The sequence below is a fragment of the Ensifer sp. Root558 genome (assembly GCF_001427045.1).
GTDB lineage: Bacteria > Pseudomonadota > Alphaproteobacteria > Rhizobiales > Rhizobiaceae > Ensifer > Ensifer adhaerens.
The window spans coordinates 14,638-40,369 of sequence record NZ_LMGC01000022.1 but is presented as its reverse complement, the minus strand read 5'-3'; the positions used below and the strand labels follow the sequence as shown (position 1 = coordinate 40,369).

The 25,732-nt window shown below is 63.7% G+C and carries 24 protein-coding genes; 5 read left to right on the top strand and 19 right to left on the bottom strand.

Annotated elements, in window-relative coordinates:
- Positions 1–462, bottom strand: a 462-nt coding sequence (locus ASD63_RS19805) for a dihydrodipicolinate synthase family protein (RefSeq protein WP_200953521.1), incomplete at its 3' end; no start/stop codon positions are given.
- 298 nt (positions 463–760) lie between these two features.
- Between ASD63_RS19805 and ASD63_RS19800 the strand changes: the two genes are divergently transcribed.
- Both ASD63_RS19800 and ASD63_RS19795 read left to right on the top strand, forming a co-directional pair.
- Positions 761–1,549 carry an NAD(P)-dependent oxidoreductase gene (locus ASD63_RS19800; RefSeq protein ID WP_060529793.1) on the top strand — a complete coding sequence of 263 codons (789 nt, stop codon included), beginning with the start codon at positions 761–763 and terminating at the stop codon, positions 1,547–1,549.
- A 108-nt stretch (positions 1,550–1,657) separates the two neighbouring features.
- Positions 1,658–2,395 (top strand): FadR/GntR family transcriptional regulator, encoded by a 738-nt coding sequence (locus tag ASD63_RS19795; RefSeq protein ID WP_060529792.1) that lies wholly within the window; start codon positions 1,658–1,660, stop codon positions 2,393–2,395.
- Between the two features lie 21 nt (positions 2,396–2,416).
- Here the strand turns inward: ASD63_RS19795 and ASD63_RS19790 are convergent, their stop codons facing one another.
- From ASD63_RS19790 to pcaD, 5 genes are all read right to left on the bottom strand, one after another.
- The gene (locus tag ASD63_RS19790; protein ID WP_060520905.1) at positions 2,417–3,472 is read right to left on the bottom strand and encodes a 3-carboxy-cis,cis-muconate cycloisomerase; all 1,056 of its coding nucleotides are present in this window, start codon (positions 3,470–3,472) and stop codon (positions 2,417–2,419) included.
- A gap of 105 nt (positions 3,473–3,577) precedes the next feature.
- Positions 3,578–4,192: a protocatechuate 3,4-dioxygenase subunit alpha gene (pcaG, locus tag ASD63_RS19785; RefSeq protein ID WP_060529791.1), complete on the bottom strand. Its 615-nt coding sequence runs from the start codon at positions 4,190–4,192 to the stop codon at positions 3,578–3,580.
- The gene (pcaH, locus tag ASD63_RS19780) at positions 4,192–4,941 is read right to left on the bottom strand and encodes a protocatechuate 3,4-dioxygenase subunit beta (protein WP_034801800.1); all 750 of its coding nucleotides are present in this window, start codon (positions 4,939–4,941) and stop codon (positions 4,192–4,194) included. Before pcaH ends, pcaG begins: the two co-directional genes overlap by 1 nt.
- Positions 4,942–4,953: 12 nt before the next feature.
- Positions 4,954–5,358 (bottom strand): 4-carboxymuconolactone decarboxylase, encoded by a 405-nt coding sequence (gene pcaC / locus ASD63_RS19775; RefSeq protein ID WP_034801802.1) that lies wholly within the window; start codon positions 5,356–5,358, stop codon positions 4,954–4,956.
- Positions 5,351–6,163, bottom strand: coding sequence for a 3-oxoadipate enol-lactonase (gene pcaD / locus ASD63_RS19770; RefSeq protein WP_060529790.1), 813 nt, complete (start codon positions 6,161–6,163; stop codon positions 5,351–5,353). Before pcaD ends, pcaC begins: the two co-directional genes overlap by 8 nt.
- A gap of 93 nt (positions 6,164–6,256) precedes the next feature.
- Between pcaD and pcaQ the strand changes: the two genes are divergently transcribed.
- Entirely contained in the window at positions 6,257–7,183 is a 927-nt protein-coding gene (pcaQ, locus tag ASD63_RS19765; RefSeq protein WP_034801846.1) for a pca operon transcription factor PcaQ, read from the top strand.
- A gap of 32 nt (positions 7,184–7,215) precedes the next feature.
- Here pcaQ and ASD63_RS19760 read toward each other — a convergent pair whose 3' ends face one another.
- The 6 genes from ASD63_RS19760 to ASD63_RS19735 form a co-directional block, all read right to left on the bottom strand.
- On the bottom strand, positions 7,216–8,901 hold the full coding sequence (locus ASD63_RS19760) for a Na/Pi cotransporter family protein (protein ID WP_060529789.1): 1,686 nt from the start codon (positions 8,899–8,901) through the stop codon (positions 7,216–7,218).
- Between the two features lie 22 nt (positions 8,902–8,923).
- Complete coding sequence (locus tag ASD63_RS19755) at positions 8,924–9,529, bottom strand: histidine phosphatase family protein (RefSeq protein WP_034801808.1); 606 nt, start codon at positions 9,527–9,529, stop codon at positions 8,924–8,926.
- Positions 9,526–10,626: an ABC transporter ATP-binding protein gene (locus tag ASD63_RS19750; RefSeq protein WP_060529788.1), complete on the bottom strand. Its 1,101-nt coding sequence runs from the start codon at positions 10,624–10,626 to the stop codon at positions 9,526–9,528. Before ASD63_RS19750 ends, ASD63_RS19755 begins: the two co-directional genes overlap by 4 nt.
- Positions 10,623–12,368, bottom strand: coding sequence for an iron ABC transporter permease (locus ASD63_RS19745; RefSeq protein ID WP_060529787.1), 1,746 nt, complete (start codon positions 12,366–12,368; stop codon positions 10,623–10,625). The genes ASD63_RS19750 and ASD63_RS19745 overlap by 4 nt, the downstream gene beginning before the upstream one ends.
- A 62-nt stretch (positions 12,369–12,430) precedes the next feature.
- On the bottom strand, positions 12,431–13,552 hold the full coding sequence (locus ASD63_RS19740; RefSeq protein ID WP_060529786.1) for an ABC transporter substrate-binding protein: 1,122 nt from the start codon (positions 13,550–13,552) through the stop codon (positions 12,431–12,433).
- A 130-nt stretch (positions 13,553–13,682) separates the two neighbouring features.
- On the bottom strand, positions 13,683–14,519 hold the full coding sequence (locus ASD63_RS19735) for a MurR/RpiR family transcriptional regulator (RefSeq protein WP_082572945.1): 837 nt from the start codon (positions 14,517–14,519) through the stop codon (positions 13,683–13,685).
- A gap of 398 nt (positions 14,520–14,917) precedes the next feature.
- On the opposite strand from ASD63_RS19735, the gene ASD63_RS19730 reads away from it, so the two are divergent.
- Together ASD63_RS19730 and ASD63_RS19725 are read left to right on the top strand one after the other, a co-directional pair.
- Positions 14,918–16,072: an ATP-binding protein gene (locus ASD63_RS19730; RefSeq protein WP_060529785.1), complete on the top strand. Its 1,155-nt coding sequence runs from the start codon at positions 14,918–14,920 to the stop codon at positions 16,070–16,072.
- Between the two features lie 97 nt (positions 16,073–16,169).
- Positions 16,170–16,781, top strand: a complete 612-nt coding sequence (locus ASD63_RS19725) for an outer membrane protein (protein WP_060529784.1) — start codon at positions 16,170–16,172, stop codon at positions 16,779–16,781.
- Between the two features lie 361 nt (positions 16,782–17,142).
- Here the strand turns inward: ASD63_RS19725 and ASD63_RS19720 are convergent, their stop codons facing one another.
- The 7 genes from ASD63_RS19720 to ASD63_RS19690 all read right to left on the bottom strand — a co-directional run bounded on the left by ASD63_RS19720 (position 17,143) and on the right by ASD63_RS19690 (position 25,643).
- Complete coding sequence (locus ASD63_RS19720; protein ID WP_060529795.1) at positions 17,143–18,705, bottom strand: ABC transporter substrate-binding protein; 1,563 nt, start codon at positions 18,703–18,705, stop codon at positions 17,143–17,145.
- Positions 18,706–18,819: 114 nt separating this feature from the next.
- Positions 18,820–19,644 (bottom strand): creatininase family protein, encoded by an 825-nt coding sequence (locus ASD63_RS19715; RefSeq protein ID WP_034801818.1) that lies wholly within the window; start codon positions 19,642–19,644, stop codon positions 18,820–18,822.
- 389 nt (positions 19,645–20,033) lie between these two features.
- Positions 20,034–21,026: an oligopeptide/dipeptide ABC transporter ATP-binding protein gene (locus tag ASD63_RS19710; RefSeq protein ID WP_060529783.1), complete on the bottom strand. Its 993-nt coding sequence runs from the start codon at positions 21,024–21,026 to the stop codon at positions 20,034–20,036.
- Entirely contained in the window at positions 21,023–22,048 is a 1,026-nt protein-coding gene (locus ASD63_RS19705) for an ABC transporter ATP-binding protein (protein WP_156624163.1), read from the bottom strand. The genes ASD63_RS19710 and ASD63_RS19705 overlap by 4 nt, the downstream gene beginning before the upstream one ends.
- Entirely contained in the window at positions 22,045–22,953 is a 909-nt protein-coding gene (gene ddpC / locus ASD63_RS19700) for a D,D-dipeptide ABC transporter permease (RefSeq protein WP_060520890.1), read from the bottom strand. The genes ASD63_RS19705 and ddpC overlap by 4 nt, the downstream gene beginning before the upstream one ends.
- Positions 22,954–22,955: 2 nt before the next feature.
- Positions 22,956–23,969 (bottom strand): ABC transporter permease, encoded by a 1,014-nt coding sequence (locus ASD63_RS19695; protein WP_034801824.1) that lies wholly within the window; start codon positions 23,967–23,969, stop codon positions 22,956–22,958.
- A 132-nt stretch (positions 23,970–24,101) separates the two neighbouring features.
- Entirely contained in the window at positions 24,102–25,643 is a 1,542-nt protein-coding gene (locus ASD63_RS19690; protein ID WP_034801826.1) for an ABC transporter substrate-binding protein, read from the bottom strand.
- Between the last annotated feature and the right edge of the window lie 89 nt (positions 25,644–25,732).

Below are 25,732 nucleotides of genomic sequence, written 5' to 3'. Positions count from 1 at the left end.
CCTTGCAAGCGTGTCGGCCTGCAGCACCGCGTTGTCGCGGTTATAGACCATGACGCCGATGCCGACCGACTGGCAGATCGTCTTCACATGGGCATAAAGCCCTTCCTGCGGCGCATCGATCAGATAGTGCGGCAGAAGCAGGATGCCGTCGGCACCGACGCGCTCGACCGAACGAGCGATGTCGACCGCCATCTCCGTGCCATAGCCGCAGCCCGATACGATCGCCGTGTCGCCGGAAACGTCCTTGGCCGCCCTGACGATGCCGGGGATCTCGTCCGGCTTCAGCGAAAAGAACTCGCCGGTGCCACCGGCCGCAAACAGAACCGGCGCCTTGTAGCCGGCCAGCCACTCGACATGCGCCCGATAGCTGTCCGGCGCAAACCGACCCTCCGCATCGAAATGCGTCACCGGGAACGAAAGCAGGCCCGATCCAAGCGCGGCCTTGATCTGCTCAGGGTTCATTTCGTGCGGGTCCTCCCTAAAACTCGACGCGCCTACTAAGCAAGTCATCACACACATGTCAATATGTCGTAATACAAGTCATCATATAAGATCTGTGGGTCACCTTTGTACTTCGAAAGCGACGTGACGCCATAAGGCCGAAATTCGGCGCCAAACGCCGCCAAGAGATCGCTCCTTAACAAAATCGCCTCATCGCGAAAGCATTGCAATAGAGATGTATTATATGTTAGCGGATATCATATGATATGTGGGCGCATCGATCGCGGTGAGCGCCTGCACCGGCTTGGGGGGACAGGCGATGGAACGACTTCTGATCACCGGCGCGGCGGGGCAATTGGGCCGCGTCATGCGCGAAAGGCTGGCGCCATTGGCAAGGACGATCCGTCTAGCAGATCGCGCGCCGCTCGATCCGCCGGGTGAAAACGAGGAATGCGTTCAGTGCGACCTGGCCGACCGGCGCGCCGTCAACGAGCTTGTCGTCGGATGCGATGCGATCGTGCATCTGGGCGGCATTTCGGTTGAACGTCCGTTCTCGGAAATCCTCGACGGCAATATTCTCGGCCTCTACAATCTCTATGAGGCGGCGCGCGCCAACAACAAGCCGCGCATCCTCTTTGCCAGCACCAACCACACGATCGGCTACTATCCGCAAGGCGAACGGCTCGGCCCGAACGCGCCCTACCGGCCCGACGGGCTCTACGGCGTGTCGAAGTGCTTCGGCGAAGCGCTGGCGCGCATGTATTTCGAGAAGTTCGGCCAGGAGACCGCCCTGGTCCGCATCGGCTCCTGCCTGCCCGAGCCCGTCAACTATCGCATGCTCTCCACCTGGTTTTCCCATGACGACTTCGTATCCTTGACGGAGGCCGTCTTCCGTGTGCCGGTTCTCGGTTGCCCGGTCATCTGGGGCGCCTCGGCCAACGACGCCGGCTGGTGGGACAATTCGCATGTTTCCTGGCTCGGCTGGCGCCCGAAGGACAATGCCGAAGTTTTCCGTCAGAAAGTCGCCGAAAACACCCCCACGCCGCAGCCGGGCGACTCTCTCGTGCGCTATCAGGGCGGCGCCTTCGTCGATGATCCGATTTATTGAGACATCACCCTTGGTTCCCGCGCATTGCAGCCAGCCATGGATTGCGCCCTTGATCGGCAATGGCGTATCCAGACACAAAGCACCCAAGTCGCAGAAACGGCCATTCCCATGAGCAACGTCACCGCCTCCGACCCCCCCGCCTCTCAAGGCAAGACGCTGGTGGCCAAGGTAACGGACGCCCTCAGCGGCCAGATCGGCGCCGGGCATTACAAGCCTGGCGACCGCCTGCCTTCGGAAGCGCAGCTGACGCAGGAATTCGGCGTGAGCCGCACGGTCGTGCGCGAAGCGATCGCGGCGCTGCGCTCCGGCGGGCTTGTCGAGGCGCGGCACGGTATCGGTGTCTTCGTGCTGGAGCCTGCGCCTTCGACCCCGCTGCCGTTCCACGGCATCGATCTTGCGCGCGTCTCTTCGCTGATCGAAATGCTGGAACTGAGGACCGCCGTCGAGGGCGATGCCGCAGCGCTTGCCGCCCTTCGCCGTTCGCCGGCCCAGGAAGAAAAGATCGCCGAAGCGTTCGACAGTTTCTGCGAGAGCGCCGCGCAGGGGCGGCCGACGGCGGAGGCCGACTTCAACTTCCATCTGGCGATCGCCCAGGCGACCAACAACCCGCGCTTCAGCGAGTTCCTGCAGATGCTCGGCACGGCGCTCATTCCCCGCCGAGCGGTTTCGGAGAGCGGCGAGGAAACCGTGCTGGCGTCTGCGGAGCTGTCGCGATTGATCGCCGAGCACGAGGCGATCCTCATCGCCATCCAGGATGGAGACGAGGAGCAGGCGCGCAGCGCCATGCGCCAGCACCTCAAGAACAGCCAGGTGCGCTACCGCTCGATGTTGCGCGCGGCCCGCTGAGGGATCGCGTCACCAGCCCGCTCAGGCGCGGCCAAGCCGGCGTATGTTGCCCACGAGTTCGCCAGCCAGACGAAGCGCTGCCGCCGTCGCACCAGCCATCTGCGGCATGATCAGCCATTCCAGCGTCCAGGCGGCGCCGGAACGCTCCTGTTCGTGGATCAGCGCATGGTGCATGCCGGAAAGCTGGGTCGCGTTGAACCGCGCGAGCGCCACCAGAACTTCGGCTGCCACCGGGTTCTGCTTGTGCGGCATTGCCGAGGATCCGCCGCCACCCGCAAGCTCGATCTCGTCGCCCTGCTGCGCCATCAAGGCGATGTCCTGGCCGAACTTGCCGAGGCTGCCCGTGACCAGCGACAGGGCATTGGCGAAGTCCGCCACCTCCGAGCGCTGGCTGTGCCATTGCGGAAAGTCGGCGAGATCGAGTTCTTCGGCAAGCGTCGCGCGCACGTCGTCCGCCCGGTCACCGAGCTTCTCCAGCGTCCCGGCGGCGCCGCCGAACTGGACGGCGAAGAGATCGCGATCCATGGCTTCCAGCCGGTCCTTGTGATCGAGCAGCGGCTCGATCCAGCTGCGCAGCCGGTCCGACACGGTGATCGGGATCGCCGCCTGCATACGGGTGCGCCCCATCAGTCCGCGCTCGCCCCATTCGTTGTCGCACTCCTCGAGCACCGTGACGATGTTGCCGAGCCGGACGGCGAAAAGCTCGGCCACCGCCTTCATCCTGAGCATCAGGCTGGTGTCGATGACATCCTGGCTGGTGGCGCCGTAATGCACATAGTCTGCCGCCTCGCCGCCGACGATCAATCGCAACTGTCGCACGAGTTCCGGAACCACCACCCCGTCGGCCGCCACGGCCCGCCTCAGCGCGCTGACGTCGGGCGAAAAGGCGCGGCACGCCTCGGTGATCCGGTCGGCAGCCTTGGCCGGAATGATGCCGTGCACGGCTTCGGCCCGCGCAAGCGCCGCCTCGAAGGCGAGCATCGCATGGATATCGGCGGAAGCCGAGAACTCGGCGGCAACCGCCTCATCCCCCAGCAACCCGGAAAGATAAGGGTGGTCGAAGGCGGAATAGGTCATGATTTCCCCGTTTCTGGTCGCGGATGCGGCTCGCCGAACGAAATGCCACCTGCTGCCCTGAATGCCGCCCATGCGGCACTCCATGTCCAGGCGTGACATTCCTGTTCAGATGTCGAGGAAGACCGTTTCCTTCTCACCCTGCAGGTGAATGTCGAAGACATAATTAGGCGCCGTTCCGGTCGCGACAAGCGTCGCGACGCGATGGCGATGTTCGATGCGCGCAAGCAGCGGATCGGCAGCGTTGGCTGCCGCCTCGTCCGGGAAATACATTCGGGTGTGAAGGCCTATGTTGATGCCCCGCGCGGCGATCCAGAAGGTGATGTGCGGCGCCATTTTCCGGTCGTGGCTGTAGGGAACCTGCCCCGGCTTGATGGTCTCGAAGGAAAAGACCCCGTCTTCGGCGCCCGTTGCGCAGCGCCCCCAGCCGGTGAAGTTTGCGTCCGCAGCACCGCGTATCTCGGTCGGCGAATTGTAGAACCCGGCGGCATCCGCCTGCCAGATCTCGACGAGCGCGTCCTTGAGCGGCGCACCGGCGCCGTCGATCACCCGTCCGGTGATAGTAATGCGCTCGCCACGCGTCTCAGCGTTCACCATCCGCGATCCGAGGTCAGCCTCGTAGACGCCGGTGATGCCGCAGAAGTTCGGGGTGAGGCCGATATGCACGTAGGGCCCGGCCGTTTGCGAGGGCGTCTCCTTGAGGTAGCCGAGTTGCTGAACCATCAGTTGCCCTCCAGCCGGTTCTCGAACAGTGTCGAGCGGCGTCCCCGCAGCACGATATCGAACTTGTAGGCCCGTGCGTCGAAGGGAATGGTGTTTGCCCAGTCGAGCGGGGCGATCAATTGTTCTACGGCCTGGCGGTCCGGGATGGTGTTGACGATCGGACACTTCCAGATCATCGGGTCGCCCTCGAAATACATCTGGGTGATCAGCCGCTGCGCGAAACCATGGCCGAAGACCGAGAAATGGATATGCGCCGGACGCCAGTCGTTGACGCCGTTCGGCCAGGGATAGGGACCGGGCTTGATCGTCCGGAAAGCGTAGCCCCCTTCCGCGTCGGTGATCGTGCGGCCGCAGCCGCCGAAGTTCGGATCGAGCGGCGCGAGATAACTTTCCTTCTTGTGGCGGTAGCGGCCGCCGGCATTGGCCTGCCAGAATTCGAGCAGCGCCCCAGGCACGGCGCGGCCACGCTCGTCGAGCACGCGGCCATGCACGATGATGCGCTCGCCAATGGCGCTCTCACCGGGCTTGGCGAAATTGTGGATGAGGTCGTTGTCGCGTTCGCCGATGACCGAGTGCCCGAAGACCGGGCCGGTAATTTCCGAAATCGTGCCGTCAAGTGAAAGCAGCGCCTTTTGAGGCGAGCGCAGCACCGAGGTCTTGTAGCCCGGCGTCAGCGCCGGCGCATGCCATCCACGGTCGCGTGGGAAAAAGGCGCCCGTCTCCGGCTTTCCATTGGTTCTGTCGGACATCGCTTCCTCCCGTCAGGCCGCCGTGCCGGCATCGATCTCGGCAAAGACCTGCTTGGCGATCTTGATCGCGTGGTTGGCCGCCGGCACGCCGGCATAGATCGCCACGTGCAGCAGCGCCTCGCAGATATCCTCGCGGGTCGCACCGGTATTGGCGGTCGCCCGCACATGCATGGCAACCTCGTCGTCCTGGCCGAGGGCGGCGAGCAACGCGATCGTCACGATCGAGCGCTCACGCTTCGTCCAGGTCGGCCGCGACCAGACATGGCCCCACGCCGCTTCGGTGATCAGCTCCTGGAAGGGGCGGTCGAATTCGGTGGAAACCGACTGCGTCCGATCCACGTGATTGTCGCCGAGCACCGCACGGCGCGTGGCCATGCCCTGGCGATAGCGGTCGGAGGGCGCAGAAGCGTCACTCATGGGTCCTGTCTCCATGCATTGCAATTTCGAAGAAGGCGCGAAGCACCGCGGTCAAGGCTTCCGGGTTTTCGACGCAGGGAATGTGACCGGCATCGCGGATGACTTCGTAGCGCGCACCGGGAATGAGGCGGGCGGTCGCAAGCACGACATCCGGCGGCGTCGAGCCGTCCTGATCGCCGACGACGCAAAGCGTCGGCACGGCGATGCGGGCTGCCGCCTCGGTATAGTCGGCGTCGCGGATGGCGGCGCAGGTGGCGACGTATCCGGTTACAGGCTGACGGACGAGCATGTTGCGATAGCCGGCATAGGCGATGTTTTCCGGGCGGCGAAACGCCGGCGTGAACCAGCGCTCGAGCACGCTATCGGCAATCGCCTCGATGCCGTGTTCCTCTACCGCCGCGATGCGTGCAGCCCAGGTCTCGGCCGTGCCGATCTTGTGCGCCGTGTCGCAAAGGACGAGCGCCCGCACCAGATCGGGCCGTCGCTGGTAGAGCGACTGCGCAATCAGGCCGCCGACCGAGAGGCCGCAGATGATCGCCTGCTTGACCGAGAGCATGTCGAGCAGGCCGGCAAGGTCGTTCGCATGGTCCTCGATCGCATAGGGTGTGGGCCCGATATCCGAGAGGCCATGGCCGCGTTTGTCGTAGAGGACGATGGCAAAATCGCCGGCAAGACGGACGATGACATCGCGCCAGATGCGAAAATCCGTGCCGAGCGAATTGGCGAAAACCAGCACCGGCCGGTCGCCGGTGGCGCCGATCACCTGATAGTGGATCGTAATGTCGTTGATACGGGCAAACTGCACGGGCTCTCTCCTCCGCCACCAAATTGGATATTTAATCTGGTTAGGTAAAATGATATTTCATGGCATTTCATTAACTTGAGGGTTATGAATTCCATGATCGACGCCCGGGTCAAGTTTCGCCATCTACAGACATTTGTCGAGGTCTCCCGGCAGAAGAGCGTGATGAAGGCGGCCGAGCTGCTGCATGTCAGCCAGCCGGCCGTGACCAAGACGATCCGCGAACTCGAAGAGGTGCTTGGCGTCGCGGTCTTCGAGCGCGACGGGCGCGGCATCAAGATAACACGCTATGGCGAGGTGTTCCTGCGCCACGCCGGTGCGGCGCTGACGGCGCTTCGGCAAGGGCTCGATTCGGTCTCGCAGGAACGGTCCGGCGACGGCGTTCCGGTCCGCATCGGCGCGCTACCGACAGTCTCGACACGCATCATGCCGCACGCCATGACGCTGTTTCTCAAGGAGGAGACCGGCGCCCGCATCAAGATCGTCACCGGCGAGAATGCAGTCCTCCTCGAACAGCTGCGCGTCGGCGATCTCGATCTGGTCGTCGGGCGGCTTGCGGCACCGGAAAAGATGACCGGCTTTTCCTTCGAGCATCTCTACTCGGAACAGGTGGTCTTTGCCGTCAGGGCTGGACATCCGCTGCTTGCCGGCGCCCATTCCACCTTTGCGCGGCTCGCCGACTTCCCGGTCCTGATGCCGACACGCGCCTCGATCATCCGCCCCTTCGTCGAGCGCTTCCTGATCACAAATGGTATTGCCAGTCTGCCGAACCAGATCGAGACAGTGTCCGACGCCTTCGGCCGGGCCTTCGTGCGGGCGAGCGATGCGATCTGGATCATCTCCGCCGGTGTCGTCGCCGCCGATGTCGACGATGGCACGATCGCAATCCTGCCGATCGACACAAGCGAAACGAAAGGTCCTGTTGGCCTGACCATGCGCGCCGACGCGGTGCCGCCGCTCGCCCTTTCTCTGCTGATGCAGACTATCCGAGAGGCGGCGACAGCGGTCTCAGCCAAGCTCTAGCAGCGCCTGGCCGATCGACATCGCCTCTGCGATCATCTCGCACCGGCAACCGCTCCGACGTTGAGAATTCGGCTGCTGCTCAGCAGGCCTGCGGCCTGCACCAGCGGATAACCGGCGGCTGCGATATCGGAATTGATCCGGTGGAGGTCGCGCACGAGGTCGATGAAGAGGGCATTGTCTCTCGCACCGGCCGCCGTCTCCACATGCTCGCCGCCGAGATGCCGGCGCACGATTTCATCTTCGAGTTCACGGAAGCGGTCCTTTTGGGCCGCGAGCCGCGATGCGGCCGCGACGTCGCGGGAGGAGAGGGCCGCAGGCAACAATCGCAACGAGGCCACGATCACCTCCGAGAGCGCCTCGATCGCCGCACGCTGGCTGACGGTGAACTGAATGTTCTGCTTGATTTTCGCCCTGATGCGATCGGCAAGGCTTAGCTTGATGACGTCGCCCGCATGTTCGAGATTGCTCGCAAACAACATGATCTCATGGGCTCTGCTCGTCTCTCCGGCCGGCAACCCGTCCTGTGTCAATTGTCCGAGATAGGCGTGCACCGACGCCATGTAATTGCCGAGCCGTGCATCCACGGGCAGCAGTTCCTTCAGATTTTCGAGCCTGCCGGCCTGTAACGACGTCAGCGCCATCCGGAACATGCGCTCCAGCAATTCGCTCATGCGGATCGTTTCGGTCGTTGCATTGCTGAGCGCGATTGCCGGCGTCTCCAGCGACATGCTGTCGAGATAGCGCGGAGACGTCAAGGGATCGCCAACGACCGGCGCCGGCGGGACAAGCCGTTCCACAAGGTTCACGACGAACGACGACAGCGGTAGGAACACGGCCGCAACGACCAGGTTGAAGGTGACGTGAAGACCGACCGCGACATGCAACGGATCGGTGGGTAGACGGCCGGCAATATCGACGATCTGCCGCGCGAAGGGCAGCAGCGACACGGCCAGAAGCCCGCGGCAGAAGAGATTGGCGACCGGCAGCTTGCGGGCAGATGGCGGCTGGTCGAGCGTGGCGCTGACCGCCGGAAGTCCGCCGCCGAAATTGATTCCGAGGATAAGCGGGACGGCGCCGGCGACTTCGAGGCTGCCGTTCATCAGGAGCGAGGCGACGAGCAGGATGACGGCAAGCGTCGAGTGGAACAGCCATGCAAGCATTGCACCGACGAGGAAGCCAAGCACGGGCTCCGTCGCGACCGCCTGCAGGACATCGTGGAAAAGCGTGGCTTCGCGCAGTGGCGCGGTCGCCGACACGATCACCTTCAAGGCCATCAGCATCAGCCCGAGGCCCATCAGGATGCGGCCGGCGTTACGCGGTCGGAATTCGCCGGATACGCTGAATGCGATGTATCCGGTCAGGAGAAACAGCGGAGCGAGCACGCCGGCAAGCGACGAGCCGGAGGCAAAGAGGCCGGAGACGAGCGCGGAGCCGATATCCGCCCCGAGCAGGACGGCGAGCCCGGTCTGGGCCGAAATCGCACCGGCGCCTGCAAGCCCGGCAACGATCAGCGCCATGGCCGTGGCGCTGCCGAGCACGGCGGTCGCAAGGACCCCGCCACCGAAGGCGGTAAGCCGGTTCGACAGGCGTTCTTCGACAAAGCGCTGCAGCCGGTCGCCCCAGCCGCGCATGACGCCAGTGCGCACCATGCGAACGCCCCACAGAAGCAGCGCCACGCCACCCAGAAGTTCCAGGATAACGAATGTTCCGGAGTTCATCTCATGCCCCTCGCCGCAAGTATCAGTCGGCGACGAAGTCGTCGGGTGCGACAGATCCGATGTTGTAGCCCTCCAGCTGCGCGGTCATGCTGCCGCGCCGCGGGAAATGCAGGATGGTCGCCGTCCCCGGCGTGACGGGGACGACGCGCGACGGGGGAAGATCGAGGAATTCGTGGCAGGCGGCGCGCACCACGCCGCCATGGGCAACCACGAGCAGGTCCCCTTCGGTGCGCGACATCCAGTCATGCACACCTTCGGCCACGCGGCCGCGAAAGGCGCCCCAGGTTTCGCCGTTGGCCGGCGTGAACGTACCGGCGCGCCATGCGGCATATTCTTCCGGCCGCTCGGCGATGAGATCCGGCTTGCGCCGTCCCGTCCATTCGCCCATGTCCAATTCACGGAAGCGCTCGTCGGTCGGCGCGTCCGGGTGACCGATGAGGGCGACCGTCTGCCGGGTGCGGCCGAGATCGGAGGCGATAATGCGAACCGGCTTCAATGCCTTGGCGTAGGGGCGGAACCGCCTCACCTGCGCGACCCCGCGCTCGGACAGGAGCGAGTTGTCCTGTCCCTGGAGGCGTTGTTCGGCGTTCCACTGGGTTTCGCCGTGGCGCATGAGGATGAGCCTCATTGTTGGATCCTTTCTCCGGTGGCGGCGAAAACCGCATCGGGGGTGCGAATGAAGGAAAGGGGGATCGGCTCCCCCGGTGTGGCGGTGAAGTAGCTGTCGGCCATGGCCGTAACGCGCAGGTCGCCGACCATGGCGGTCACCATGGTTCGGCCCGCGATCGGTGCTGCTTCGGCAAAGCGGGCCATAAGCGACGGTGCTCCGGCGACCGCGACGACGCTGACGTCTTCGGCACGGAAGAGCAGTTGCGCATCGTCGCGGCCGGCCGCCACGGAAGCCGGCGCTAGCACCATATCGCCGAAGACGAGGCCGTCGCCGGCGCGGTGCACCGGTATCAGGTTTGCCGGCGGCGTGCCGAGGAAGGTCGCAACGAAGGTGGTCTGCGGATTGCGCAGGAGATCGATCGGCTTGCCAAACTGTTCGACGCGGCCGTTGTTGAGCACGGCGACATGGGTCGCCATGGTCATCGCCTCGACCTGGTCGTGCGTGACGTAGACCGATGTCGCCCCCGTCGCCCGGTGGATGCGCATCAGCTCGCTGCGCATCTCGATGCGCAGCTTGGCATCGAGGTTCGACAGCGGCTCGTCGAACAAAAGAATGCTCGGCTGTGGCGCGATCGTGCGGGCGATCGCCACGCGCTGCTGCTGGCCGCCGGAGATCTCGGCCGGATACCGTTCGGCAAGCGTGTCGATGCCGAGAAGCGAAAGCACTTCCCGCACACGCTGCTCGCGCTTGTCGCGCGGCCATCTGGCGACCTTCAGCGGCCAGGCGATGTTGCCGGCGACCGTCATGTGCGGCCAGAGCGCATAGCTCTGGAACACGAGCCCGGCGTTGCGCTTGCCGGCGTCGGCAATGACGCCGCCCGCGCCGCTCGAGACGGTCTGCCCGACGAAGGCGATTTCGCCTTCGCTCGGGCTTTCAAGCCCGGCCAGCATGCGCAGAAGGGTCGACTTGCCGCAACCCGAGGGGCCGACGAGCACGAGAAAGGACCCCGCCGGTACCGAGATGTTGACGTCCTTGACGGCGGTAAAGGCGCCAAAGCGTTTGACGAGGCTGCGGATCTTGATGGCGTCCGCAGTGCCGGTTGCTAAAGCATTCATGGTGCTTTCCATTTCTGGACACGGTTCTGCAGGCTGTGGGCCACGAAGGAGGCAGCCAGGCAGACGACGAGGATGACGAGGGTGATGGCATTGGCGAACTGCAGGAAGCCTTCCGCAGCATAGCGATAGGCGACCATGCTCAAGACCGGCGAGGTGGCGGTGAACAGCAGCACGACCAGCGAGAGATCCCGCACCATCTTGACGAAGACGAGGATCGCGCCGGCAAAGAGGCCCCGGATCGCGAGGGGAAAGATGATCGCGAACAGGCGACGGATCAGTCCCGCACCCGTCAGCCGGGCGCTTTCCTCGATGTCGGCGGAGATCTGGCCCAGCACCGACCGCCCCGACTGCACGGCAAAGGGCAGATTGTGCGCCGATGCCGCGATGACCAGCAGGGCGAAGGTGCCGTAGAGCGAAGGCAGCGGCCCGATCGGCGCGCCGAAGAGCGCGATATAGGCCGCGGCAAAGGCGATGCTCGGCACCAGAAGCGGCAGGAAAGCAAGCTGGCTCAGCAGCGTCGCGAGCAGGCTGCCGCGGCGCTGGACGATGGTATAGGCCAGCCCAAGACCGAGCAGCATCGTGGTGAAGGCGACGACCAACCCGAGACGGATCGTGTTCCAGATCGCGTCGATCAGCACCGGATTGCGGAAGATACCCGCCTGCCCCTGCGCCATCTCGCCGCCACCTTCGCCGATCCAGAAGTGCAGCGTCCAGTTGGAAAACAGCGCGCCGCTCTGCGGTGCCAGGCTCGACGCGGCCAGCACGAGGACCGGCAGCACCGTGGTCAGAAACCCGATGATGACGGCGATGGCAAAGAGTGGCCAGCGCCAGGCGCCAAGCGGGAAGCGTTTGGTCCGCCCGCCTTTGCCGGTCACCGTGATGAAGGCCTTGCGACCGGAGACGATACGATCGGAGAGCCACAGGAACAGTGCCGACACTGCAATGAGCAGCAGCGCAAGCACGAAGCCGCGTTCGTTCTGCCCGGTCTCGATCATGCCGAAGAGACGGGTAGAAAGCGTCTGCATCCGCACCGGCAGGCCGAGCAAAGCGGGTGCCGCGAAATTGGCGACGGCACCGGCGAAGGTCAGCGATGCCGCGGCAATCAGCGCCGGCGTGACCACCGGCAGGATGATGCCGAAGAAGATGCGCGGGCGCTTGGCGCCGGCCATCTGGCCTGCCTCGACGAGATCGGCGCCGACCGAACTCAAGGCCGCGGCGATGATCGTATAGGCGAGCGAATAATAGTGCGCGATCAGCACGATCGCCGTCGGGATGAGCCCCCAGGCGAGCCAGTCGGGAATGGCAAGGCCGCTGGTTTCGAAGAAGCCGGCCGAACCGCCGAGACGCGAATTGCGAAACAGCGTGCCCCAGGCAAGGGCTGCGGCAAAGCTCGGGATCATGTAGGGCAGCGACGCCATCAGGCCGAGGAAGCGGCGGCCCGGCACGTCCGTCAGCACCACAAGCCAGGCAAGGAAGCCGCCGATGAGCAGGCAGCCGGCGCCGACGCTGAAGCCGAGGATCATGGTATTGAGGAGCGGCCGCCACCAGAGGTTGGCCGAGAGCGGGCTGGCGAGCACGGCCTTCCAGGCCGCGATGCCCTCAGGCGTCAGCGTCGTGAAGAGGATGCGCAAGAGCGGAGCGACGACCAGGATCGCGACGATGGCGACGAGAATTGCCGGCAAGAGGAAGCCCGATCGGAGCAGCCGGCTGCCCGATGGTGCGGATATTGATAGGGATGTCATGTCAGAGCCTCGGCGTCTGTCGGCACGCGTTTTTGGAAAAGCGTGCCGACAGACGGTTTCCGTTACTGGAGCGTGATGATCAGGTCGGCAATGCGCCCGCGCGCGGCGGCCGTCTTTGCCGGGTCGATCGTCCAGGCCTTTAAGTCATCGAGCTTCACCGAGTCCGGATGGTGGGCGATGGTCTTGCGGGTCGCGTAGTCGCCGGGAACGTTGAAGGGCTCGAAGCCCGCCCCGCCGGTCGGCGTATCGTCGCCGAACATGAAGTCGATCAGCAACCGAGCGGCCGCCGGATGCGGCGCCTTGTCGGCGACCGTCAGTACCGCCGGAAACAGGATGCCGTTGGCCGGCTCGACATTGTTGGCGATCTGCAGCGCCCAGCCCTCCTTCTCGTTGTCACGACGGTCGGAATAGGTGCCGAAACCGACCGGCGGGCTCTTGGCGTTGACGTCACCCACCGACTTGTTGAGCACGTCGCTGTTGGGAACCAGGATCAGGTCGTTGGCGAAGAGGTCCTTGATGAACTGCTCACCGGCGCCCTGAAGATCACCTTCAACTTCGATATCCTTGCCGAAATGCGCCTTGTAGGCGGCGGCCATTTCGTCCGGATGCAGCGCGATCTCGGTCAGGAGATCGAGCAGTTCGCCACGCTGGCTCGGGTCGACCATCAGCACCCGCCCCTGCCATTCCGGTTGGGTGAGCTGCCAGAGATTGCTGACGGGCGAACCATCAGGAAAAGCCTTCTCGTTGTACATCAGCACCTTGGTGGAGAGGCGCTGGGTCAGGAGCGGCGCCTTGTAGCGATCCTCCAGTTCGTTCGCGACCCGCGGCGGCACATAGTTCACGATCCGCTTCCCCTCCAGAAGCTTGGTGAACACGACAGGTGTGTCTGCAATATAGAGCACGTCGACAGCATGCACGCCGGCCTGTTGCTCCGCTTCGACACGCGCGATCTGCTTGGTCGAACTCATGTCGAGGCCGATGAGGTCGATGCCCGGATAGGTCTCTTCGAAGGCCTTCTCGATCTTGGCGATGCGGCTCGACAACGAGAAGACTGTAACGCTTCCCTCCTTCTGTGCGAGCGGCAGCAGTTGCTGCGGCGTCAGCCCGTCGAGATCGGACGCCATCGTCAAGGATGGCAGTGCGAAGCATGCGGCAAGTGCGGCACTGGTCAGTTTTTTCAGCATTTCGTTCTCCTCCCTTTATAGTTCCCCGCTAGAGCATTCTGCCTTCAAGTGGAATCACTTGCGGGCGGAAAGATGCTCTAGAATCAAAGTATTAGAACGTCCCTTGTGCGTTCCTGTGAACGCAGACGCTCTAGTCGAAGTCGTTGAACAACTCCGACAGCTTCTCCAGCCTGCCGATCACCTGCCCCTGGTGGCGGCCGGCGATCGTCAGCACGATGGCGTTGACGATCGCAAACGGGATCGTCGGTGTCTGAAATTCGCTGCCCGAGCGTCCCCTCGGCGCTGCAAGCATCAGATCGGCAGCGGGCTCCATCAGCGGCCCGACCAGATCGGAAACGAGGATCGAGGGCGCACCGACCCGTGTCGCATGCCGCATCAGCGGGCCGTAGCTTTGCGGCTGTTTGCGAAAGGCAAGCGCCACGATGAGGTCGCCTGCCTCCATGCTGACCAGGCGCTCGGCGATGTCCCGGCCGCGCCCCGTCAGCTGGATCGTGGTCATGCCGAAGCGATCGAGGCGACGCTGCAGGAAGCCGGCCACGGATTGCGCATGCCCCTGCCCGAAGATGAAGACGCGACGTGCGGAAAAAATCATGTCCGCGGCCCTGTCGATATCCGTCTGCTCGACGGACCGGGCGAGCGTTTCGAGCGCGCTGATCTCGGCCGCAATCAGATCGGTCAGGTAGTCGCCATGCTCGACCTTCGAGACCGAGCGGCGCATGCGGTTGGCCGCGTCCTGATCGTCCAGCACCTCGCGCTGCAGCTGCGCGCGAAGGTCCGGAAAGCCCTTGTAGCCAAGCTTCTGCGCCAGCCGGGTGGCGGTGGCCTCATGAACGGAGGCGCGCTGGGAAAGCTGCGGGCCCGACAGGAACGCGGCCTCCGCCCGGTTTTCCAGCATGGTGGTGATCAGCTTCTGATCCGCATCGGTAAGCCGCCTGGAATGCGTCTTAATGCGATCGAGTATCGTCATGACGTCCCCGCAAGTTCATTTGCAGGATCCATCGTTCCTGCAATTTTCCGTGCCGTCAATAATGGCAATGCAAGAATCTTTGCAAGGGTCTGCAATGGGTGATGCCTCCTGTCTGTAGATGGGGTCCCGGCCCGGCAGGTTACCGGCTAGACGCCCCAACAAGGCTACCTGCGCGCGCTCCCGGCAGGACAACCTGCAACCTGTGCGTTTGCCCGAGAGATTCTTTGCAAAGCACCGCAAAGCGATGCCGCCGGCCGTGATTGCGCCGGACAAGCTAAGTCCCTCGAACGATTGCTCCTCCGATTTCGGCGCTCTCTCCACGCAACCCAAACACGGCCTCAACGAATCCTGTGCCTGCCGGTTGCACCGCTGCTTCCAGAGAAACTCCGAGAACCACCATGAGCGATCCCCAAACGACAGACCTTACCTTCGGCCCAACCCCGGGCAGCCGTCCCAGGAAACGGGAATGGGCGATCGGAGGCTTCAGCTGGCTTCTGACGAAACACATGTTTCTGGCGGTGACGGCCACCATTGGGGTGCTGACGTCGGGATCGTTCATTTACATGTACGTCCTCTATCTGACGCACCCCGACGCGGTCCTCGAGCCGGTCACCCTGGTCGAGCTCCTGGTTATGGCCGCAGTGCTCACCGTCAGCCTCGTCATCGCTGCCATCATTGGCGGTCGCCTCAGCCACCGGATCGTGAACGCACTGGTGCTCATCCGCGATGCCGCAAAGGCGATCGCGATGGGAAATTTCTCCACCCGCGTGCCCGTTCGATCAAGACGACTGGGGGAGGTCGACGATGTGATCGACCATTTCAACCGGATGGCTGAACTGCTGGAGAACGCAGAGAAGGAGTTGCAGTACCAGAACAACGCCATTGCCCATGAGCTGCGAACGCCGCTGACGGTGCTGCGGGGCCGCCTGCAGGGAATGCGCGACGGCGTCTTCAAGCCAACCACTGAGCTTTACGATGGCTTGATCGGTCAGATCGATCACCTGACCGGCATCGTCGAGGACCTCCGCATCCTGGCGCTCTCGAATGTAGGGCGGCTGGAGCTCCGGTTGGAGCCAGGCGACATGGGCGAAGAGGTCGAGACCGCCGTAGCCGCGATGCTCGGCGAGTTCGAGAAGGCCGGGATGCCGGTATCGCTCAACCTCAGTCGGGCGCCGATGATGCTTGATCGCGGCAAAGTGCGACAGGCCTTGCTTGCGATCATGCACAATGCCACCCGCTATGCGTCCGGAAGCCGGCTCTCCATCGTGGCGAAGATGAGAGGTTCGGAGGCAATCTTCCAATGCCAGGATTCCGGCCCTGGTATGTCCGACGTCGACATCGAGCACGCGTTTGATCGGTTCTGGCGCGCGGATGACTCCCGATCCCGGGCGAGCGGCGGCAGCGGTCTCGGCCTGTCGGTGGTTCGCGCGATCGCCGAGGCCCATGGAGGTTCGGCCAGCGCGAAGCGAAACGAGTTCGGCGGCATGACCTTCGAAATCGCCTTGCCGACAGACTGCGGGAGCAGAGGCTCGCAAAGCGTACTCTCTCCATGAAAACCGGATGAACTCTGCGCGAAACCTGCAAGCAGATGAGGCAAACCGATCGCATTGAACGGGCCGGACCGGCCCGCGACAATAAAGGAAACGATCGATGACACTCAACTTCAAGACGGCCGCGCTTGCTCTGACCGTTGCCGCAACCGCTTCGACCGCACAGGCCGCTGATTTCAACAATTCGGGCGTCGACTTTGCCAATGTGGATCGTTGGACGGGGGCCTATGCGGGCGGCCACATCGGCACCGGCTCCTCGAACCAGAAGGGCAGCAAGAACAAGATCAACGGCGGCGTCCAGGTCGGCTACAATCAACAGTTCGGCGATTTCGTGGTCGGTGGTGAGATCGAGGCGGCGCGCGCCGGCGGCTTACAGTACCAGGTTGGCAAAGGCGGCGCCTTGCAGCAGACCTGGAGCGGTACGGCCAGGGCCAAGGCGGGCTACGCACTCGACAACGTGTTGCTTTACGGCACGGTGGGCGTCACCACCGCCCGCTTCGAGGGCAAGGGCACCGTAACCTCACGCGATCGCTGGCACACGGGCTGGACCTATGGTGCGGGCGCAGAGATGGGATTTACCGAAAACATCTCCGGCAAGGTCGAATATACCCAGACCCGCTTCAACGGCGTGGACTCCACGATCGGTGGCGTGAAGGGCTCGAACAATCTGGTCAATCACGCGATCAAGACGGGCCTGAACTTCCGCTTCTGATCTCGACACGCCCGGTTCTACTGTCCCCCTAGCACCGGTCGGGCGAGCAGCAACACTTCACCAACCGGCGGCGCCTCGGCAGGCGCAGACTTCCTCGCTTCGGGTATTCCGCGGTTCCGTACAGGGCGCACGGCTCTTTATCCGCTGCGCTCCACACTGGGGAGTTGCAAGATGTAGTCACTGGAACAGGCCGATCAACGCCCTGCCGTTGGCCGCCGCCAGCCGGGCATTGTCGCGGTCGTTCACCCGCCCCCGGGGACCACTGGAGAGTGAAATCTCCAGCGCCTCGGGCGGGACGGGACGAACGCCCGCCTAAGTCACGCGAGAAAATCGAGCTCGCGCCCAGCCCGGATCGGGTGAGTTACTCCTCGATGTCGACCTTGTCGAAGCGATGCGAGCCCAGAGGCTCCATCACGTAGTTCTTCACCTTTTTCGACATCGGCAGCACGACGGTGGAATGTGCGATCGGAACCCAGGGCGCCTGATCGCTGATGATCGCCTGGGCCTTTTCGTAGAGCTTCGTCCGCTCGCCCTGGTCCGAGCTGGCGCGGGCCTTCTGGAAGATCTCATCCAGCGGCTTGTAGCACCAGTTGGCATTGTTGCTGCCACCGACGCCTGAGCAGCTGAAGAAGTAGCTGAGCAGGTTGTCGGGGTCTCCATTGTCGCTCGTGCCGCCGAGGATGATGGCGCCGTCGCGCGCCTTGTCCCGCGACTTCTTGAGGTATTCGCCCCATTCGTAGGAGACGATCTCGACACCGATGCCGACCTTGGCAAGATCCGCCTGCATCAGTTCCGCGGCGCGGCGGGCATTCGGCATATAGGGGCGGCTGACGGGCATTGCCCAGATCTTCATCTTCAGATCCTTGACGCCGGCCTCGTCGAGAACCTTCTTGGCCGCTTCGGGATCGTAGCCATAGCCCTCGATCCCGCCGTTATAGCCCCACATCGTCGGCGGCAGGACGCTCTTGGCCATCTGGCCCATGCCCTGATAGACGGACTCGACGATCGCTTTCCGGTCGATCGCCATGTTGATGGCGCGGCGCACCTCCAGCTTGTCGAACGGCGCGACCAAGGTGTTCATCGCCAGATAGGAAACGTTGAGGCCCGGTTGCTCCATGACGTTGAGGTCCGGATTTGCCTTTAGCTTGGCGATATCGGCCGGTGCCGGATACGGAGCGACATGGCATTCGCCCGCCTGAAGCTTCTGCATGCGGGTGGTCGGGTCGGTGGTGATCGCGAAGATGAGATTGTCGATCTTCGGCGCGCCATCCCAATAGTCGGCGTTGGCGGCAAAGCGGATCGCCGCGTCCTGCTGGTAGTCGACAAAGCGGAACGGTCCGGTGCCGACCGGCTTGCGGTCGAGGTCCTCGCGCCGCCCGTCTGCCGCCAGCTTGTCGGCATATTCCTTCGACACGATCGAGCCGAAGTTCAGCGCGAGCTTCGACGGCAGCGACGCATCCGGCTGGTTCAGTACGAACTTGACGGTCCTGTCATCGACCTTGACGATCTCCTTGATTGCCGCCGGCATCTCCATCGCGTTGAACATTTCCCAGTTCGCGCCGGCGAAATAGCTATGCCACGGATCGTCCTTGTCCATCTGCCGGTTGAAGGTGAAGAGCACGTCGTCTGCATTGAAATCACGCGTCGGCGTGAAATCGTCCGTCGTCTGGAACTTCACGCCCGCGCGCAGTTTCAACGTGTATTCGAGATTGTCGGCGGAAATGGTCCAGCTTTCGGCAAGGCCCGGGACGACATTGGTGGTGCCGGGCTCGAATTCGGTGAGGCGGTCATAGACCGTCTCGGCCGAGGCGTCCCAGGTGCTGTTAGCCGAGTACAGTGCCGCGTCGAAGCCTTCCGGCGCGCCTTCCGAGCAATAGACGAGCGTCTTTGCCATGGCCGGCGTCAGCGCGGCGCCTGAAAGCATGGTGGCAGCGAAGAGCGTTACAAGGGTGTTGCGCGTCCGCGCGAATTTCACGTTCATTGGTCTGTCCTCCCTAAAGGAATGGAATGCGAGTGCCGGCGGATGGCGCCGGAAGGATCATTCGGCCCTGCCGGCCGTGGTGCCGAGCCCGCGGCCGGGGGTCCAGACCGGATCCGGCGTGGTCCAGAGCACGTCGTTGCGGATCAGCTTCACCAGTTCGCTCGCCTGAAGATCGAGGAAACGCTCGCCCTTTGCAGCCGTTGCGCTGCGCGGATCGCCCCAGGTACCGGTAACCGGCGCGCGCTCGGAGAAGGAATAGAAGCGCGACACGTCCGCCGGGACGTCGACAGGGTGCTGCTGGTTACCGAAAGCCTGACCGAACATCTCGGTCTTTACCGCGTCCGGCACGATCGCCAGCATGACAGAGGCCTCACCTTCGCAGGCATGGTGGGCGCCGGTGTCGACTTCGAAGATCTTTGATGCCTCCTCCGTCGCCAGCATCCACGGCGTCGTCGCGACGATCGGCATGGCGAACTCGACCGCCAGTTCGCGCACGGCGACCGCCAGCGGATCCATGTTGCCGCCGTGACCATTGACAATGAACAGGCGCTGGAAGCCGAGCGTCTTCAGCGAGCGGACGATGCAGCGGAGGACGCGGCTCAGCGTATCGTAATCGAGCGTGATCGTGCCGCCGAAGGGCAGGTGATGTTCGCTCATGCCAGTCCACAAGCCCGGAAGGACGGCGACCGGAATGTCGTCGGCCACCAGCCGGGCAGCGCGGATCGCGGCTGCCGATGCGCTCGCGGTGTCGGTGATGACGGGCAGGTGCGGGCCGTGCTGCTCCAGCGAGCCGATCGGCAGGATTGCAAGCGCCCCCGGTTTGCCGGCAATTTCGCGCAGGCTCGGCGCGGTCATGCGCGCCCATTCAACTTCCTTGGTCATGTCAGGCCTCTTTCAAGTCATCAAAGCAAATTCTGTTCGCCGCCTCGCCGGCGACACGCGCCGTCTGGCGTCCGCGGGCGTCGACCCGCAGGGTCACCGCGCGCCCATCCGATTGCCGCAGGCTGACGAAAGGCGTCGAGCAGCGTTGGGTCAGTCAATCTCATCTCCGGCAAGCGGCGGGGTCGCGAAAAGGCGGTCCCGATTGGCAAGCGCCGCCCGATGGCGGCGGCTACAAATTTGCACAGTCGGAAATATCAATCAAATTATTTTTCCTATAAGAAAATTATATTTCTCAAACTATCGGAATTGCGCATCAAATGGCACAGGCCGCACCGCGCCGTTCCGGCGGTTGGGCCGGCGGGCCCGGATCTGGCGTGTCGTCTGCGCTTTCACGTCTGCGCCAGGTGACACCTGACATGGCGGGCGCTCTCGCTCAGGCGCCGCAGCACCTGGCCCGCCTCGCAGCCGCCGCCAATCCGGTCGCACCTCTGCTTGTAGAAGCAACCTTCCGGCAGATGGCGGTTGTTGGGAAGCTCGCCCGCACGCACCTGCGCAATATCCGGCAGCGGGCTTTCGAAGCTCGGCGCCGCCGCCAGAAGCGTCTGCGTGTAGGGATGGCGGGGATTGCGCAACACTTCGTCGGCCGGGCCGGATTCGACGATCTGGCCGAGATACATCACCGCGACGTCGTCGCAGAAATGGCGCACCAGCGCGACGTCGTGCGAAATCAGGAGATAGGTGAGCCCGCGCTCTCGCTGCAGCTTCAAGAGCAGATTGATGATCTGCGCCTGTACCGAGACGTCGAGCGCCGATGTCGGCTCGTCCAGCACCAGCAGCTCCGGGTCCGTGCTGATCGCGCGGGCAATGGCGATGCGCTGGCGCTGGCCGCCTGAAAACTCGTGCGGCAGGCGATCGAGGTGTTCCGGACGGAGCCCGACGGCGACGGCCAGTTCCTCGGCCTTCTCATGCAGTTCGGCCCTGCTGTGCCCACCGCGAATGTGCAGCGGCTCGCTGATCAGCCGCCAGACCGGCAGGCGCCGGTCGAGCGAGGATTGCGGATCCTGAAAGACGATCTGCATCTTCTGCCGCAAGGCGCGCTTTTGCTTGCCCTGAGCCTTCTGAAAATCCTCGCCGTCGATCGCCACCCTGCCCTGTTCAAAAGGTGCAAGCCCGATGATCGCCTGGGCGAGCGTGCTCTTGCCGCAGCCTGACTCGCCGACGATGCCGAGGCTCTTGCCGGCGCCGACCTCAAGGGTCACGCCATTGACCGCATGCACATAAGACGTGGGCTGCCCCAACCAGTTGCGGGAGGCCGGGAAGCGGACATGGAGGTCGGAAACCTCGAGCACCGGCCGCGCTATCGTACCAACGCCTTCGGTCATTGCCGGCCTCCCTGCTCTACGAGTTCGGTCGCCACACCGCGACGCCAGCAGGCGACCTGCTGGCCGCTGGCCCCCACCAGTTGCGGAGACCGGGTTCGACATTGTTCGACTGCTTCCTTGCATCGCGGCTGGAAGTAGCAACCCGCCGGTGGGTGCAGAAGGTTCGGCACAGCACCAGGGATCGCTTCGAGTTCCTGCTTCGGCGCGACCCGCTCCGGCAGGCAGCGCAACAGCGCCTGGGTATAGGGATGCTGCGGCGTTTCAAGGACCGTCCGCGTCGCGCCGTGCTCGACGATCCGCCCGGCATACATCACGTAGAGCCGATCGCAGAGCTGCGAGACGACGGCGACATTGTGCGAGATGAAGATGACTGACGTGCCTGTCCGGCGCGCCCGGTTCTGGATCAACCGCAGGATCACCGCCTGCACGGTAACATCGAGTGCAGTCGTCGGTTCGTCGGCGATGATCAGGCCGGGATTGCAGGAAAACGCCATGGCGATCAGCACCCGCTGCCGCATGCCGCCGGAGAGTTCGAACGGATAGAGGTTCATGACCCGCTCCGGCTCGCCGATCAGCATGTCGGCAAGGATGTCCCGCGCCACGCGCCTTGCCTCGGCGAGACCTATTTCCTCGTGGCGCATGATGACGTCGGTCAGCTGCTTGCCGATACGGATCGTCGGGTTCAGCGCGTTCATCGGTTCCTGGAAGATGGTCGAGACCACCTTGCCGCGCAGGTCCTGCAACTGATTGTCGTCCATGGAAAGCGTGCTGTGGCCAAAGAGCCTGACGGTGCCACCGGTGATGCGGTAGCGTCCCTTGGGCAGGAGCCCCGTTGCCGCCATCGTCGTCACCGACTTGCCGCAGCCGGATTCGCCGACAATACCGACAATCTCGGCCTTGCCGACGCTGATCGTGACATCGTCGAGCGCTTTGACGGCGCCGCTGAAGGTTGGAAACTCCAGCGAGAGATTGTTGATGGCCAGCGCCTGGCCGCGTGGTTCTGCCGTTCCCATCGTCATCATCTGCCCCTCAAGCGCGGGTCGAGCATATCGCGTATGCCGTCGCCGACGAGATTGCACCCCATGGCCGTGATCAGGATCGCCAGGCCCGGGAAGGTCGCGTACCACCATTGGTCGAGCATGTAGCTGCGGCCGCTGCTGACGAGCGCGCCCCATTCGGCGGTCGGCGGCTGCGCGCCGAGGCCGATGAAGCTGAGGGCGGCTGCAATCAGCACGACGCCGCCGAGATCGAGGGTCGCCTGGACGATGATCGGCGACATGGCGTTTGGCAGGATATGCCAGCGCAGGATGTAGAACGGCGAGGCGCCAAAGGTGCGCGACGCCTTGACGAAGACCTGCTCGCGCAGCGACAGCGTCTGGCCGCGGGCGAGGCGCACATAGGCGGGGATGCGTACGATCGCGACCGCCAGCATCGAATTGAACAGGCTTGGGCCAAGAGCCGCGGCCAGCGCCATGGCGAGCACCAGCGCCGGCAGGGCGAGCACGACATCCATCAGCCGCATGATGGCGGTATCGACCCGACCGCCGACGACGCCCGAGAAGCAGCCGATCAGCACCCCGACCGACATCGAGATCAGGACGATCATGAAGGCGGCGCCGCAGGAAGCCCTTGCCCCAAAGATCACGCGCGAGAACAGGTCGCGGCCGACCTCGTCGGTGCCGAACCAGTGCGCCGCACTCGGTGGCAACAGGCGCGCCGTCAGCGACACCTTGTCCGGATTGTAGGGCGCGATCACGGGTGCGGCGACGATCATCACGAGGACAAGCAGGATGATCGCGACGCCGACCAGCGTCAGCGGGCTGCGGCGGCTGAGGTACCAGAAATAGCGCAGCCGCTCGGAAAAGGACTTGGTCCTGCGCATTGCTGCATTCGACGCGGCAGGCTCTGTCGGCATGACGGCGGACATGATCAGACCTCCCTGATCTGCGGGTCGGCGAGCATGTAGGCGAGATCGACCAGGAGGTTGATCAGCACGTAGCCGATGGATGCGACGATGGTGAAACCCATGATGGCGGGGAAATCGAGGGTCTGGATCGAGGTCACAACATAGGTGCCCATGCCCGGCCAGGCGAAGATCGTCTCCGTCAGCACCGCGCCATAGAGCAGATCGCCGAGCGCCAGCCCGAGCAGCGTGATCGACGGGATGAGCGCGTTTCTGAGCGCATAGTTGAAGATGATCATGCCCTTGCGCAGGCCACTGGCGCGCGCTGTCCGGATGTAATCTTCCTGCAGCACGTCGAGCATCGAGGCGCGGATCTGGCGCGTGATCACGCCCATATTGGCAAAGGCGAGCACGAAGCCCGGCAGGATGATGTGGTAAAGGGCGCTGCGGAATGCGTCGAAACGGCCCTGCAGCAGCGAGTCGATCAGCAGGAAGCCTGTGATGCGCTCGGGTGTCGCAATACCCATGGCCAGGCGCCCGCTGCCGGGCAGGATCTGGAATTTCGCATAGAAGACGTAGATCAGGATCAGGCCGAACCAGAAGACTGGCATCGAGATGCCGCAGACCGAGACCGTTCGTGCCACCTGATCAATTGGACCGTCCTTGTAGACGGCCGAGAGCACACCGAGCGGCACGCCGAGACAGATCGCGATGAAAAGCGCGACCACGCCGAGCTCCAGCGTCGCCGGCAGGAAGGTGCGGATATCGGCCGCGACGGGGCGATTGGTCCTGAGCGACGTGCCGAGATCGCCCTGAAGTAGATTGCCGATATAGATGGTGAATTGTTCGACGACCGGCCGGTCGAGACCGAGATTGCGCCTGACATTTTCAAGCGTCTCGGCGCTTGCCCTGTCGCCCGCGATCATGCGCGCCGGATCACCGGGAATGAGATGCGAGATCGTGAAGGTGATGACCGCGACCCCCAGCACGACGAAAAGCAAGAGGATCAGACGCGGAAGAATGATGCGGGTGATTGCCATGGACGTCAGCCCTTCCGGCAGGGGAACCCCGGCCTAGCTTGGGAAACGAAGAACCCCTGCCGCCACGGCCAGGGGCCGGCGGCAGGCGTTCCGTGGAATGCGGTCGGTCAAGCGAAGCTTGACCGTTCCTCCTCACTCCGTCTTCGACATCGTTCCGAAGTTGTAGACCTGGATCAGCATCGGATTGTAGACATAGCCCTTCACCGCGGCGCGGCGGGCGAAGATGTCGTTCTTCTCCATGATGTAGAGGTACGGCGCGTCGTCAGTCGAAAGCTTCTGCGCCTCGATGTAGAGAGCCTTGCGCTTTGCTTCGTCGACGATCGAAGCTGCCTCTTGGACGAGACCCGTCACCTTGCTGTTGTTGTAGAAGGAACGGTTGCCCGGACCGCCCATCTTACCGGCGTCGAACCAGTAGTTCATGAACATGTAGGGGTCGGCGAAATCAGGCGTCCAGGCGCCGGGCGCCATGTCGAACTTGCCGTTGGCGACCAACTCGCGCTTCGTCGTGTCGGCGACCGCCTGCAGATCGAGCTTGACGCCGATTTCTGCGAGAGAGGCTTGCAGCGCCAGACCGACCGGTTCCCAGGCAGGATCGGCCTGAGAGAAGGTATAGGTCAAATGGATGTCGCCCTTGCCGGATTCGGCAAGCAACGCCTTGGCCTTCTCGATGTCGTAGCTGTACTGGAAACCCTGCGGATCATGGCCCCACATGCCGCTCGGCACCGCGCCGCGCATCTGCTTGGCCTGACCGAGCATGATGCCGTCGATGATGCCCTGGTAGTCGACCGCATAGGAGATCGCCTGACGCACCTTGGCGTCGTCGAGCGGCGGCTGGCGATTGTTCATGTAGATGTAGTTCACATACATGCTCGGATTGCTCTCGACGACGACGGAGGCATCCTTCTGCAGCGCTTCGGCCTGATCGAGCGGGATCTGTTCGATGATGTCGGCATCGCCGTTGGTCAGTTGAAGGCGACGCGCCGACACGTCGCCGACGATGCGGAGCACGACTTGTTTCAGCGCCGGCTTGGCGCCTGCATAATGTTCGTTGCTGTCGAGCACGATGCTCTGGTTGCGCTCCCAGGAAGCGATGCGATAGGGACCGCTGCCGGCCGTATGCTCGGCGAGCCAGGCCTTCGCCATGTCGCCGTCCTTCTCATGCTCCATCACCTTTGGATTGATGATCGCAGCGCCGGAGACGGCAAGCGTGGAAATGAACGGCGCAAACGGCGCGGTCAGGTGAAACTTTACGGTTTGCGGGTCGACGACCTCGACCTCCTTCAAGACCGGGAACGCGTCGGACGGGCCGGCCTTCAGCTTCATCAGCCGGTCGAAGCTGAACTTGACGGCGGCGGCATCGACCGGCGAGCCGTCGTCGAATTTGTGGCCGGCCGCAATCTTGAAGGTCCAGACGAGGCCGGCATCGTCGGCAGTCCAGCTTTCGGCGAGTTCCGGCCCGACTTCCGTCGAGGCGCCCTTGTAGGCGACGAGCCTTTCATAGGCGGCGTAAGTGAGCGTGTAGCCGCTGTTGCTGATCTCAATGCCTGGATCGGCCGTCGGCGGATCTTCCGCGCGCGCCAGCACCAGCACGTCCTGCGCAGCAATCGCGCCGGAAAGCGGTGTCGATGCCAGAAGCAATGCAATGCCGATCGATTTCCACTTGGAACCGTTCATCTCGTCGTCCTCCCCAGAACCGCGGCGTGCGATGCCCTCCCGGCACCCACCGCAGTCCTAGACTAGGAAACGATTTTCCTAAGTGCAAT